Annotated in this window: 12 protein-coding genes; 3 read left to right on the plus strand and 9 right to left on the minus strand. The window is 70.0% G+C overall.

The features are described 5' to 3' along the window. The first annotated feature begins 113 nt into the window (after nt 1-113). The 3 genes from FOZ76_RS15485 to FOZ76_RS15495 all read left to right on the plus strand — a co-directional run bounded on the left by FOZ76_RS15485 (nt 114) and on the right by FOZ76_RS15495 (nt 4,110). The gene (locus FOZ76_RS15485; protein WP_246129542.1) at nt 114-614 is read left to right on the plus strand and encodes an RNA polymerase sigma factor; all 501 of its coding nucleotides are present in this window, start codon (nt 114-116) and stop codon (nt 612-614) included. Then, complete coding sequence (locus FOZ76_RS15490; protein WP_143949170.1) at nt 611-1,492, plus strand: FecR family protein; 882 nt, start codon at nt 611-613, stop codon at nt 1,490-1,492. The genes FOZ76_RS15485 and FOZ76_RS15490 overlap by 4 nt, the downstream gene beginning before the upstream one ends. 92 nt (nt 1,493-1,584) lie before the next feature. After that, on the plus strand, nt 1,585-4,110 hold the full coding sequence (locus FOZ76_RS15495) for a TonB-dependent receptor (protein ID WP_143949171.1): 2,526 nt from the start codon (nt 1,585-1,587) through the stop codon (nt 4,108-4,110). 51 nt (nt 4,111-4,161) lie between these two features. Here FOZ76_RS15495 and phbB read toward each other — a convergent pair whose 3' ends face one another. The 9 genes from phbB to FOZ76_RS15540 all read right to left on the minus strand — a co-directional run bounded on the left by phbB (nt 4,162) and on the right by FOZ76_RS15540 (nt 13,674). Beyond that, nucleotides 4,162-4,911: an acetoacetyl-CoA reductase gene (gene phbB / locus FOZ76_RS15500; protein WP_143949172.1), complete on the minus strand. Its 750-nt coding sequence runs from the start codon at nt 4,909-4,911 to the stop codon at nt 4,162-4,164. Between the two features lie 4 nt (nt 4,912-4,915). Then, nucleotides 4,916-5,389: a phasin family protein gene (locus FOZ76_RS15505; RefSeq protein WP_143949173.1), complete on the minus strand. Its 474-nt coding sequence runs from the start codon at nt 5,387-5,389 to the stop codon at nt 4,916-4,918. 1 nt (nt 5,390) lies between these two features. After that, nucleotides 5,391-7,133 carry a PHA/PHB synthase family protein gene (locus FOZ76_RS15510; protein WP_143949174.1) on the minus strand — a complete coding sequence of 581 codons (1,743 nt, stop codon included), beginning with the start codon at nt 7,131-7,133 and terminating at the stop codon, nt 5,391-5,393. A gap of 268 nt (nt 7,134-7,401) precedes the next feature. Then, complete coding sequence (locus FOZ76_RS15515; RefSeq protein ID WP_143949175.1) at nt 7,402-8,706, minus strand: tetratricopeptide repeat protein; 1,305 nt, start codon at nt 8,704-8,706, stop codon at nt 7,402-7,404. 209 nt (nt 8,707-8,915) lie between these two features. Beyond that, nucleotides 8,916-9,932, minus strand: a complete 1,017-nt coding sequence (locus FOZ76_RS15520; RefSeq protein ID WP_143949176.1) for a Bug family tripartite tricarboxylate transporter substrate binding protein — start codon at nt 9,930-9,932, stop codon at nt 8,916-8,918. Nucleotides 9,933-10,042: 110 nt separating this feature from the next. After that, on the minus strand, nt 10,043-10,837 hold the full coding sequence (locus FOZ76_RS15525) for an SDR family NAD(P)-dependent oxidoreductase (RefSeq protein WP_143949177.1): 795 nt from the start codon (nt 10,835-10,837) through the stop codon (nt 10,043-10,045). Then, on the minus strand, nt 10,834-11,532 hold the full coding sequence (locus FOZ76_RS15530; protein ID WP_425473291.1) for an SDR family NAD(P)-dependent oxidoreductase: 699 nt from the start codon (nt 11,530-11,532) through the stop codon (nt 10,834-10,836). The genes FOZ76_RS15525 and FOZ76_RS15530 overlap by 4 nt, the downstream gene beginning before the upstream one ends. A gap of 336 nt (nt 11,533-11,868) precedes the next feature. Then, entirely contained in the window at nt 11,869-12,426 is a 558-nt protein-coding gene (locus FOZ76_RS15535) for a GNAT family N-acetyltransferase (protein WP_342781877.1), read from the minus strand. An 81-nt stretch (nt 12,427-12,507) separates the two neighbouring features. Next, complete coding sequence (locus FOZ76_RS15540; RefSeq protein WP_143949179.1) at nt 12,508-13,674, minus strand: acyl-CoA dehydrogenase family protein; 1,167 nt, start codon at nt 13,672-13,674, stop codon at nt 12,508-12,510. Between the last annotated feature and the right edge of the window lie 27 nt (nt 13,675-13,701).

Consider the following 13,701-nt stretch of genomic DNA (forward strand, 5'->3'; position numbering starts at 1 on the left):
CGACCTTACGAACAGAAATCATTCTCATTTATAATCCAGACGTTCAGTTCGGCCCACGGCCGGGAAGGAGAAGCATCGTGTCGGGCCGGCCGGACGCCGCAGGATCACAGCCCTTGCTGCAAGCCTTGCTCGCGCATTACGACGAGCTGGTGCGCCACGTGCGCCGTCGCTTCGGAGGAGCGGGTTTCGCCCGCGACGTCGTACACGACACCTGCCTGCGCCTGATCGAGAAGCCGGTTGCGCCGGCGCGGGCGCCGCTCGCCCTGCTGCGCCGCATGCTGCACGATGCGGCGGTGGATCACTGCCGTCGCGAGGATGCGCGCAGACGGTGGGTGGAGCCGATGGCCGAGTTGCCCGAGGTGGCTACGCCGCCCGCCGCCGGCCCGGAACGCATCGTCGCCGCGCGCCGCGAGCTGGACCTGCTGATCCTCGCCATCGATGCACTGCCCGAGCGTTGCCGCACCAGCTTCATCCTGCACCGCATCCACGGCCTGCCCCAGGCGCAGATCGCGCAACTTCTCGCCATCACCGTCAAGACGGTGGAAAAGCACGTACGCACTGCCTCCCGGCTGTGCCAGGCCCGGCTCGACCTCCAGCAGGGACGGTCCGCATGACGGCAAAGCCGCCCTCGATTCCCGCCGACGGCACGGCATCCTCATCCGCATCCGACCAGGCCACCGCCGTGGACGCCCTGCTCGATCAGCACATGGAAGCGCTGCGAGCACAGTTTCCGCTGCCCGACCTGGAGGAACTTGCCCGCCGCGCGCAGCGTCGGCGCAGGCGTTCGCGCACGGCCGCCGCCACGCTGGGCGTCTGTGCGCTCGCCGGCGCACTCTGGTGGGCCGATCCGGCCCTCCGGCACGCGAGCTACGCCGCCGGCGCGCACACGATCTCCCAGGTGACGCTGCCGGACGGCTCGCAGGCCGTCCTCGACGCCGGCGCACGCCTGCGCGTGGACTGGCATCTGCGCTCGCGACGGGTCACGCTGGACGAGGGTCGCGCGGCCTTCGACGTCGAGCATGCTGCCTGGCGGCCTTTCCACGTCGACGCAGGCAGCGCACGAGTGCGCGTGCTCGGGACAGTGTTCTCCGTCGCACGGGATACGGATAGCGCCACCGTCACGGTCGCGCAGGGACGCGTGCAGGTCCGGGCCGACGGCGAGCCGCAGCCACGCGAGTTGGCCGCCAACCAGACGGTCCAGGTCCGGGCCGGCCGGTTCTCCACGACCGGCGACGTCCCGGCCGAGGACGCCCTCGCCTGGCGCAAGGGCGTGCTCGTGCTGGACGACGTATCCCTGGCCGAGGCCATCGAGCGGATCCAGCCCTACCGTGCCGCTCCGATCCGCCTCGCCGCCGGCGCACCCGTCGGTCTGCGCGTGTCGGGAGTGTTCGCACTGGACCAGCCCGACGCCCTGCTCGATCTTCTGCCCCGCATCGGGTCGGTGACGGTGCGGCAAACCGCCGACGGTACGGCATGGATCGAACCGCGCTAAGAATGTAAAATATTGCAACGGAAGGTAGGGGCGGCGCTACCGGCAAACGGCTCTGAAGCGTACCCATTCACTTACCTGCCGGAGCTTCCGACATGCCTTGCCTGCCGTACCTGCGCACACCCCTCGCCGCGGCGCTGCTCGCCCTGTCCGCCCTTGCCCACGCTCAAGCCGTCCATGACTACGATCGCCCGGCTGCGCCGCTCGCCAGTGCGCTGAACGCCCTGGCGCGCGACGCCGGGGTGCAAGTGCTCTACGCCAGCGAAATCGCCGCCGAACGCACGGCGCCGCCGCTGCGCGGGCGCTACACGCCGCAAGCCGCGCTGGACGCCTTGCTCGAGGGCTCGGGCCTGGCTGCCCGCGCCGAGGGGCCCGGCCGCTATGTCGTGGTGCCGGCCGCCGAGGGCCAGCCCTCCGCCGCCACCGGCCCGGACAACGTGGCCACCCTGCAGGCGATATCCGTCGTGGCCAGCCGTACGCCGCGCGCCATCGACGAGCTGCCCAATACGGTATGGATCATCGAACGCGAGCAGATCGAGGAGCAGGCGCGTGCCGGGGTTCCCTTGAAGGAATTATTGGGCCAATTGGTGCCGGGCCTCGACCTGGGCGGCCAGATGCGCACCAACTTCGGCCAGAACCTGCGCGGCCGCGCCGCACAGGTGATGATCGACGGCATTTCGCTGAACGGATCGCGCACGCTGAGCCGTCAGTTCGACTCGATCAGCCCCTTCAACATCGAGCGCATCGAAGTCCTCTCCGGAGCCACCGCCGTGTACGGCGGCAACGCCACGGGCGGCATCATCAATATCGTCACCAGGCGCAGCGACCCCGCCGACAGTCCCTTCACCAGCGAGGCGGGCCTGCGCTCCGGGCTGCGCGGCAGCGGCGACCTCGATTGGCACGTCGCCCAATCGGTGCAAGGCGGCAACGAACGCCTGCACGGGCGACTGGCGGTCTCCTACGAGCGCAACGGCGCCGCCTACGACGGCAGCGGCGCTCGCGTACTGCCCGACATCACCCAGACCGATCTGCAGAACAACCAGGCCGTCGACGTGCTCGGCACGGCCGATGCCGACCTGGGCCGCGCCGGCTCGCTCAAGCTGCTCGCGCAGCTCTACGACTCGGGATACCATCCCGGCGACGCGCTCTGGCTGCAACCGGGCCCGGGTGACGACGTCCTCAACCCCAGCCGGGTCGAGGTCCGCGGCGGCTTCTTCTCGGACGTGGAGCCGCGCACCAAGCGGCACCTGCTCGCCGGCGACTACAGCCTGCCGGGCGTGCCCGGGGGGCAGACGCTCTACCTCAAGACCTACCACCGCAAGGAGTCGCTGCAGTTCTATCCGTTCCCGGGCGCCGACGCCAACCCGCTCGGGGGCGGGCGTGTGCCCTACTGGAGCACGTCGACCCAGGAAACGACCACGTACGGCTTCAAGGCCCTGCTCGACAAAAGCTGGGACCGCGCACACCTGAGCTACGGGGTGGACTACGATCACGAACGCTTCACCGCGCGGCAGAGCATGTTCGATATGCCCACCGCCCTGCAGAGCGGCGGCCTGAACTTCGCCAAGACCGACGAGCTGGGCCGCTACCCGAGCTTCTCGACCAACATCTGGGCCGGCTACGTCCAGGGCGACTGGACCCCGGTGGACACCTTCACCCTGAGCGCCGGGGTGCGCCACCAGCGCGTGGACATCGCCGTGGACGACTTCGCCCAAGTGGCCCAGCAGCGCCTGGTCTCGGCCGGATATGGCCGCTACGCCGAAGCCATCCCGGGCGGCAAGAACGACTACGCGGTCACCCTGTACAACGCCGGCGTGGTCTACCGTCCCTGGACCGGCCATCAGCTTTGGGCCAACTATGCCGAGGGCTTCGAACTGGCCGACCCGGCGAAATACTACGGCACAGGTGCCAGCTACAGCCTGATCGGCGAGCGCGACGGCTACTGGCGCCTGAACCGCTATCTCAGCGTGGGCGACACGAACATGGCGGCGATCAAGACCCGCTCGACCGAGCTCGGCTGGCGCTATGCCGGCGGTCCGCTGCAACTACAGGCCGCCCTGTTCCACTTGCAGTCGGACGATGCGATCGCGGTGGATCGCAGCACGCTCACCATCGCGCTTTCGGACAACAAGGTACGCAACTACGGTCTGGAAGCCCAGTTGAACTATCGCGTGGGAGACGGCTGGGCGCTGGGCGGCAACCTGCTGCTCATCCGGAGCGAAGAGGAGCGCAACGGGGACTGGGTGCGCCGCGGCATCTATTACGCGAGCCCGTCCAAGGCCACCGTCTACGTCGGCCGGCAATGGGGCCGCTGGTCCGCACGCGCGCAGCTCGCGCACAGCTTCCGCCTGAAGAGCGATGTGCCCAGCTTCGGCACCGGCGACGGCGAGACGCTGCCTTCGCTCACCCTGGTCGACGTGCTGGGCAGCTACACCTTCGACCACGGACGCGGCCGCAAGGGCACCCTCACGGCCGGGATCCAGAACCTATTCGACAAGACCTACACCACGCGCTGGGCGGAGCAGGCCAGCCTGGCCTATGCCGGCTCGATCGACCCGAGCGTACTGGACTTCAAGGGCCGCGGGCGGACCGTGGCACTGACGTACACGCTGGCGTATTGATCCCGCAGCCGGAACGGCCGCCGCCGGCGGCTCGCCTGGCCCGCGACACCGTCAGTACATGTGCTGGCCGCCGTTCATCGCTACGTTGCTGCCGGTCATGAAGGCGCCGGCCTCGCTCGCGATGAAGCCCACCAGGGCGGCGATTTCGGCCGGCCGGCCCAGCCGGCCGACGGGGATGTTGGCGATGATCTGCGACTCCAGCACATCCTTGGGCACGGCCGTGACCATCTTCGTTTCCAGGTAGCCGGGCGACACGGTGTTCACCGTCACGCCCTTGCGCGCGACCTCCTGCGCCAGCGCCTTGGTGAAGCCGTGGATGCCGGCCTTGGCCGCCGAATAGTTGGCCTGGCCGAACTGGCCCTTGCTGCCGTTGATCGACGAAATGTTCACGATGCGCCCCCAGCCGCGGTCGATCATGCCTTCGATGAGGGGGTGGGTGACGTTGAACATCGAGTCCAGGTTGGTGCGCAGCACGGCGTCCCAGTTCACCTTGCTCATCTTGCGGAACGTGCCGTCGCGCGTGATGCCGGCGTTGTTGACCAGGATGTCGACCGCATGCCCGTCGGCGGCGATGCTTGCGGCCATCGCGGCGCACGCCGCGTCATCGGCCACGTCCACGCCATAGGCGATGAAGCGATAGCCGTCGGCGGCCTGCTTTTCCAGCCAGTTGCCGACGTGGTCGTTGGCCGGCGAATGCGTCACCAGCACGGTATGGCCGCGCCCGTGCAGCTCGCGGGCGATGGCCTCGCCCAGTCCGCCCATGCCGCCCGTCACCAGGGCCGTTCGTTGCCTGTCTTGCATGATGTCATTCTCCTTGGGTTGCCCGGGCTGGGACCGGCGCCGCGGCGCGGACGGGGCCCGGGGGTTCGCGGCGCTCGATCAGGCCGCGCCAGGCGGTGCCCAGCGGATGCGCGGCGGCCAGGCGGCCGAGCGCGTCCACCGTCTCCCGCTGCCAGGCCTGCGCCGCATCCTGCAGGCCCGCGGCGAACGCCGTCTGCGCGGTGATGGCGATGCGCGCCGCCGCCCGCGCATCGTCGAAGCGCTGCTGCACCTGGCGCCAGAACGCCTCGGCGGGCAGCGTCGACAGCTTCTGCCAGTTTTCCGTGTGCAGCAGCGCCTCGACCTCGGCATCGCTCTCGGCGATGCCGTCGGCGACCAGTTGGTGGCAGAAACCCAGCCAGCGGCGGGCGCCTTCCTGGTACAGCCGGTTCACGCTGGTGTGGAACTTGAGATGGGCCTTGTACAGCGCCAGCGGCGAGTCGTCGTCCGGATCGGGCATGTCATTTCTCCTTCACGTAAGTGCCGGGGGCGTCGCAGAGGGCGGCATAGCCGCGCGCAGGCGCCCCCATGCCCGGTGGCGGCTGCGCGGGGCCCGAGCGCGCCGCCAGCCAGGCCTGCCACTGCGGCCACCACGAGCCCTCGTGCGCGGGCGCCGTGCGCTCCCACTCCTGCGGGGCGATGTAGTGGCCGCCGGCCGGACGGGCCAGCACCTGGTAGCGGCGGTGCGGCCGGCCCGGCTCGCTGACGATGCCGGCGTTGTGCCCGCCGCTGGTCAGCACGAAGGTGAGCTGCGCCGGGCAGAGGTAGTGCAGCTTGTATACGGAGCGCCAGGGCGCGACGTGATCGGTCACGGTCCCCACGCAGAAGGTGTCCAGCGTCAGGCCGCCCAGCGACACCGGCCTGCCGTCCACCGGATAGCGGCCTTCGCTCAGGTCGTCGTCCAGGAACAGGCGGCGCAGGTACTGCGCGTGCATGCGCGCGGGCAGCCGGGTGGCATCGGCGTTCCAGGCCATCAGGTCGTTGATCGGCCGGCGCTCGCCCAGCAGATATTCGTTGACCACGCGCGACCACAGCAGGTCGTAGGAACGCAGCATCTGGAACGCGCCCGCCATCTGGTCGGCGCGCAGGTAGCCCTTGTCCTGCATCTGCGCTTCGAGCAGGGCGAGCTGGCTCTCGTCGATGAACAGCGCCAGCTCGCCGGGCTCGCTGAAGTCCGTCTGCGCGGCGAACAGGCTCAGCGAAGCCAGGCGGTCGAGTTCGCCATCGCGCGCCATCGCCGCGGCGGCCATCGCCAGCAGCGTGCCGCCCAGGCAGTAGCCGGTGGCGTGCACCCGGCTGCCGGGCACGATGGCCTCGACCGCGGCCAGCGCGGTGCGGAATCCCAGGTCCAGGTAGTCCTCCATGCCGAGGTCGCTCTCGGCCGCGCCGGGGTTCTTCCACGAGATGCAGAACACCGTGTGGCCCTGGGCGACCAGGTAGCGGATGAGCGAGTTGTGCGGCGACAGATCGAGGATGTAGTACTTCATGATCCACGCCGGCACGATCAGGATGGGCTCGGGCCGCACCTGGCCCGTGGCCGGCGCGTACTGGATGAGTTCGATCAGACGGTTGCGCAGCACCACCTTGCCGGGCGTGACGGCCAGGTCGCGGCCGACCTCGAACGCCTCGGCGCCCTCGGGCGGCAGCCCGGTCAGGCGCCGCCGCTGGTTGTCCAGCAGGTACAGCATGCCGCGCGCGAGGTTGGCGCCGCCTTCTTCGGCGGTGCGCCGCAGGGCCACGGGGTTGGTCAGCAGGTGGTTGCCCGGGGACAGCATGTCCAGCCATTGCCGGGCCCAGAACGCCGCCAGCTTCTCATGGTGGCGTTCGACGCCGCGCACGCCCCGCGTGGCCTCGGCCCACCACTGCTGCGCCATCAGGAAGGACTGGTGCCACAGGTTGTACGGCCAGCCGCGCCATTCCGGCGCGTCGAACCGGCGGTCCTGCGCCGGCGGCTCGACGCAGGCGCGCGCCGCGCCCGGCCCGGCCATCAGGCACTCGCGCAGGTAGCCTGCCAGTTGCGCCGCCTGCGACAGGGCAAGCCCCGCCAGGTCCGCCTGCCTGCCCGGCGACACCGCCATGTGTGAGGCCCAGTCCAGCCACGCCAGCATGGCCGACTGCGGCGACAGCGACGCCCACGCGCGGGCCAGGATCGCATGCACCCGGGTGTCCAGCGCTGCGGAACCCTCGTCCTGACTGCCGTTCATACCGCTCCACTCCCCGGAACCGGCGCGCTGCCGCGCCTCGCCGCGCGTCCCGACGGGATGCCGGGGCGCGTATTCGACGACTTCAGTGGAACTTATACTCGCATATGACGGCACATTCCTTGATACGCATCAGGTTGCGTGCGCAACGGAGGCGCACGCCTGACGCCGCGCCCGGCCGTTTCACCGCGTCCGCCTTCACGGCGGAGAGGTCGCGGGATCCACGTCCAGCAGCCTCAGGAAGTTGTGCGCTTCAGGAAGGATGGGGCGATCACCGCCGCGCCACATACACGTACAACCCCGGAATCGGCTCGCCCTGGTCCTCGCGGATCGGATGCTGCTCGATCGCCAGCACCTGCAGGCCGTGGCGCAGGGCCATGTTGCGCAGGTATTTCTCGGAATGGGCGTACGTGAGCCGCGGCAGCAGCACCACGTCGGTGTCGTCCTCGCCGCGCTCGGCGGTGAAGCAGAAGACACCATCCGGGCGCAGCACGCGCTGCACGCCGTCGAATACCTGGGCGAGGTCGCCGACGTAGAGCAACACGTCGGCGGAGACGACGAGGTCGTAGCGCTCGGGGGTGCGGGCGAGGTAGGCGGCGAGATCGCCGCGCGAGACTTCACGGTAGCCGCCGCGCGCCCTGGCCTTCTCGACCATGCGGCCCGAGAGATCGACGCCGTCCAGGCTGTCCACCAGCGGGGCGAGCAGCGGCGCGCACAGGCCGGTGCCGCAGCCGAGGTCCAGGCCGCGCGCGTAGTGCCGCCCGGGCGCGTGCGTGGCGAGCCCGGCGATGAGCCGTTCGTGGCCGCGGTAGTTCAGGACGTCGACCAGGTGGCTGTCGAACTCGTCGGCGTAGTCGTCGAAGAGGGATTGCACGTAATCGGTGGGCGCATGCAGCGGCGCCTTGCGTCCGGTGACGGAGGCGAGCAGAAAGCCGTTGAGCTCGCGCGCATCGCCCAGCGAGATGGCGCGCTGCAGGGCATCGATGGCTTCTTCGCGCTTGCCCTGCTCCTTGAAGATGGCGCCCAGGCGGCTCCAGGCGGCGCCGATGTCGGGATCGATGGCGAGCGCGCGCTCGAACGAGGCCTGGGCTTCGTCGGGCCGGCGCAGGCGGATCAACGCTTCGCCGTGCAGCAGCCAGGGATCGGCGCGTTCGGGCAGCAGTCGGACGAGGGCGGCGAAGCTCGCCAGCGCATCCTCGTCGCGCTGCAGGCGCTGCTGCATCACGCCGCGGTGCCGCCAGACGGGGGCGGCGTCGGCGTTCAGCGCCAGGGCACGATCGTCGGCCTGGATGGCCTCTTCGGGGCGACCCAGGTCGCCCAGCGCGACGGCCAGGTGCCCCCAGGCTTCGAGATTGTCCGGCTCGGCGGCGACGGCGGTTTCCAGCAGCGGCAGTGCGTCCGCGGCGCGCCCCAGGCGCAGGCGTACCGCGCCGAGGTTGGTCAACACCGAAGGGCGGCCGGGCATGGCCTGCAGCGCGGCGGCGTAGCAGCGCTCGGCGTCGGTCAGCCGTCCGGCCTCCATGTGCGCATTGCCTTCGAAGAACAGCTCGCGCGCGCGTTCGAATGCCGGGGTCATGCAGTTACCTCCTGGGTGCGCCGGGGCGCGGAATTCGGCCCCCGATAATAGAGGAGGATCATTCCACCGCCCAATGCGCCATGCCCAGGCTGCATTCGCTTCCTACATCGTTGGGAGCGGGTTGATGCTCCATGCCATGGCCGAACACGCTTTGGTGGCATGGAAACTCCCGCCTTCAGGCGGGAGCGACTCACGGCAGAGAGGGTTGCTCAGTCCACGCTGGCGCCGGAGATCTCCACCGCCTTCTTCCACTTCTCGATTTCGCCTTCGACGAAGGTGCGGAACTCGGCGGGCGAATTCGGCGTGAACTCGCTGCCGGCGGCGGCCATCTTCTGCTTGAGCTCCGGATCGGACATCACCTCGCGCATGTCGGTCGACAGCTTGTCGACGATGGGCTGGGGCGTGCCCTTGGGCGCGAAGAAACCCGACCAGGGCGGTGCATCGAAGCCCGGGAAGCCCTGCTCGGCCACCGTGGGCAGCTCGGGGGCGCCGCTGAAGCGCTCGCCGGTGGTCACAGCGATCAGCTTGAGCTGGCCGTCCTTGAGATACGACTGGACCGCGGGCAGGCCGGTGATGCCCACCTGGATCTGGCCACCCAGCAGGTCCGTGACCATCGGCGTGCTGCCGCGATACGGGATGTGGATGAGTTCGAAGCCGCCGGTGTTCTTGAGCAGTTCCATGCCCAGGTGCGAGGCCGTGCCGTTGCCGTCCGAACCGTAGGCGTAGCGCTGGCCTTCCTTGGTCTTGAGCAGCGCGACGAGCTGCTCAAGGTTCTCGGCCGGCACGTCCTTGTTCACCACGATGGCGTTCGGGTAGAGCGTGGCCTGGGTGATCGGCTCGAAGCTCTCGAGCGGGTGATACCGCATGTTGGTGTAGAGCGAGACGTTGATGCCGTGCGAGCCGGTCACGCCCAGCACCAGGGTGTAGCCGTCCGGCGCGGCCTTGGCCACGGCTTCGGAGCCGACGTTGCCGCCGGCGCCGGGACGATTCTCGATCACCACCGGCTGGCCCCATTTGCGGCTCAGGCCGTCGCCGACCAGGCGCGCGGTCAGGTCGGTGGCGCCGCCGGGAGGAAAGGGCACGACGATGGTCACCGGGCGCTGCGGAAAATCCTCCGCCGAGGCGGCGAGCGCGGGCGCCGTCGACAGCATGCCCAGGGTGGCGGCCAGGCCCGCCAGGGCGGTCTTGGTAAATGTACGGCGGGAAATGCTGCTTGCAAAACGCATAGGTAAAGGCTCCGAAAGCAAGGAAAGGAATGGCCCGCGGTGCGAGAACCTGTGGACGCCAGGTTCTCCGCGCGCGTTCGAAGGCAGGAAGAACATCGCGTTGACGGGCCCTAGACGGCTGTGTAACCGCCGTCCACGAGAAGATCGGTACCACTGACGAAGGACGCCCGTTCGCTGACCAGGAACTCGGCGGCGGCGACGACCTCGTCCAGCGTGCCCAGGCGGCCCGTGGGATAGCGCCCGGCGAGGGCTGCGGTGGCGGCTTGCGTGCTGCCGTAGCGGCCCACGACGCGGCTGGTGAGCACCGCGCCGGGCGAGAGACTGACGGCGCGGATGCCCTCGGCGGCGTGGTCCACTGCGAGCGCCCGGGTCAGGGCCAGCAAGCCGGCCTTGCTTGCGCCGTATGCCCCGCGTCCCGGGGCGGCCACGTGGCCGAGCTGCGAACACACGTTGAGGATCACCCCGCCGCCCGCTGCGCGCATGGCCGGCAGGCAGGCCCGCGCCATGAGCCAGGCGCCGGTCAGGTTCACGTCCAGCGCCCTGCGCCAATCGGCAGGCTGCAGCTCGCCCACCTTGGCCGAGGCCGTGACCACGGCCGCGTTGTTGACGAGGATGTCTATGCGGCCGTAGCGGCCGCGCACAGCCTGAACCGCGTGCTCGACCTGGGCCTCGTCGGCCACATTGCAGGCCAGGCAGAGCAAATCGTCCGGCAGGCTCGGCCAGCGCGCCGCCACGGCATCGGCGTCGAGATCGAGCGCGGCCACGCGCATGCCCTGAGCAAGGAAGGCGGCCGCGATGCCATGCCCGAGATCGCCGGCCGCACCGGTCACCACGGCCACGCGCTGCACGCGGCCAGGGCCGAAGACGCTGGCCGAGGGTGCCTGGACGTTCGCTGTGAGCGTCATGTCTGGGCCCCCAACGATGCGCCGCCACAGACGTACAAGGTCTGCCCGGTGATGGCGCCGGCATCCTCGCCGATCAGGAAGGCGATGCTTGCGGCGACCTCGTCGGCGCGCACGAGACGGCCGATGGGCAGTTCCACGCGGGGCGGCTCGCCGCGCTGCGGATCGCGCAGCATCGGCGTATCGGTGGCGCCCGGAGCGACCACGTTGACGGTGATGCCGCGCCCCACAAGCTCGGCCGCGAGGCTGCGCGCCAGACCGATCTGGGCCGCCTTGCTCGAGGCGTAGGCAGCCCGCTTGGCCCGGCCCAGCACCGCGCGGCTGGACACCAGCACGATCCGGCCGCGCCCGTCCGGCATCGAAGGCGTCAGCCCGCCCAGCAGCACGAGAGGCGCGATCGCGTGCAGATGCCACATGGCATCGGCGTCATGCAGATCGCTGTCGCCCAGACCGCCCGAGCGCACCACGCCCGCGGCATGCACGAACGCGGTCGTACCGTCCCCGTCCAGGGCGGCCAGGGCGCTGCGCGCACCTGCCGGCGTAGCCAGGTCGGCGACGAGCTCGCGATAGGCCGGGTGCGCGACGGGAGAAGGCTGCCGGTCGACGCCCGTGACCTGCCAGCCGGCCGCCAGCAGGCGTTCGGCCAGGGCGAGCCCGATGCCGGAGGCGGCGCCGGTGATCACGCATCGAAGGGGCAAGGCAGTTTGCATGGCTCGGGTTCGGGTGGCTGGGCGCACACGGGGAGCGGGCCTCGCGTGCGGTGTAAAGCTATGACTGCAGGATATCCAAGCCTCGGCCGAAGTGTCAACTCTTTATCGGAGAACTGAAGCCGTCAAATCAGCGTGCCATCGATAACGAGCACTATTTTCCGCGAAAATCGGACAACGTAAAAAATCCGGACTGCGTGCCGTTTCGCGAACTGTCAACAGATTGAGGAGAAATGAGGGGAGTCCCTGACGCGGCTCAGGACACGCGGGTCGTCGGCGTCCATGCCGCGCCCCCTGCCAGCGGGTGCGGTCAAGGCAGCACCAGGATCAGGGTATGAGGGAGAACACCAGCGCATCGACCGGGACGCCGGCCATCAGCAGGCGGTTGCGCGCCCGGCCCTCGAAGAGGGCGCCGGCCCGGCGCGCGGTGGCGATGCTGGCCTGGTTGCCCTCGGCGATGACGATCTCGATGCGCGTCAGGCCCAGGCGGCTGAAGCCGAAGCGGGCGAGCGCGGGCACCACCTCGGCCGCCAGGCCCTGCCCGCGCGCCGAGGCGCGCAGCCAGTACCCCAGGTTGCAGAAGTTGTGCTCGGGATGGAAGAAGTTGAGGCCGGCGCCCCCCAGCAGGCGGCCCGTACCAGCGCTAAAGAGACCGAACTCGTAGCCCGTGCCCTCGGCCAGCGAGGCCGAGCACAGCCGGAACCAGTGATAGGCTTCGGACTTGGTGTAGGCCGCGTTGCACCAGGGCATCCAGCGGGTCATGTCGGGCGCGGATTCACGCACGGCACGCGCGAACTCCTCGGCATCGTCGGGAACGAAAGGACGCAGGCGCAGGCGCTCGGTGGTGAGCTCCAGCCTACCGGCGGCGGCCAGGGGCTTGGACAAGACGGCTCCTCGAAGGGCAGGCCACCATGTTAGAGCAAGGCGGCGCGCAGAGCATGCGCCGCCCGTCTGGCGCAGATGCGATCACCCCCGCGCCTTGCGCACGGCGCGCGCGATCACCATCTTCTGGACTTCCGAGGCGCCTTCGTAGATGCGCAGGGCGCGCACTTCGCGGTACAGGCTCTCGACTGCCTCGCCCACGCGCACGCCGCGACCACCGTGCAATTGCACGGCGACGTCGACGATGCGCTGCGCCGCTTCGGTCGCGTAGAGCTTGGCCACGGCGGCCGGCCGGGTGGTCGGCCGATCGAGCACGTCGCGCTCCCAGGCCGCGCGATACACCAGCAGGGTGGCGGCATCGATGTCGGTGGCCATATCGCCGATCGCCGCCTGCGTGAGCTGCAGGTCGCCCAGCGTGGCGCCGAACATGCGCCGTTCGCCGGCATGGCGCACGGCGGCGTCGGCGGCGGCCTCGGCAAAGCCCAGCGCAGCGGCACCCACCGACGCGCGGAACACGTCCAGCGCCTGCATCGCCACCTTGAAGCCGGCGCCCGGTGCGCCCAGGCGGTGCGCGTGCGGTACGAGGCAGTCGGCGAAGACGAGCGTGCCCAGCGGATGGGGCGCGCACACGTCGATGCGCTCGGTCACGGCCAAGCCGGGTGTATCGGCATCCACCACGAAGGCGGTCACTCCGGCCCCTTCGGCGTCGTCCTCGAGCTTGGCGAACACGCAATAGAAGTCGGCCAGGCCGGCGTTGGAAATCCAGGTCTTGGTGCCGTTCAGCACATAGCCGTCGGCCGTGCGGCGCGCGCTCGTCGTCATGGCCGCTGCGTCCGAACCGGCGTCGGGCTCGGACAGCGCGAAGGCCGCGATCGCCGTGCCTTCGGCCACGCGCGGCAGATAGCGCCGGCGCAGGGCGTCGTCGCCGAACAGCGTGATGACGCCGCTGCCCAGGCCCTGCATGGCGAAGGCGAAATCCGCCAGCCCGTCGTAGAAGCCCAGGGTCTGGCGCAACACGCACAGGCTGCGCGAATCCAGCCGCGGCAGCGCGCCGCCAAACGCTGCGGGCACGCAGTAGCGCAGCCAGCCGGCCTCGGCGAGCTGGCCGACGCGCTCGCGGCACAGCGCGTCCACGTCGCCGCTGTGGATGCGGCTGGGCAGGGCCGTGCGGGCCCATGCGTGCAGCCGTTCGTGCAGCTCGCGGTGACCGTCGTCGAAGAAGGGCAACAGCAGGTTGTCGGGATTGAACATCGGTGGCACCTCGGCGGATGGCAGGGG

It is taken from the genome of Verticiella sediminum (assembly GCF_007558815.1).
Lineage (GTDB): Bacteria > Pseudomonadota > Gammaproteobacteria > Burkholderiales > Burkholderiaceae_B > Verticiella > Verticiella sediminum.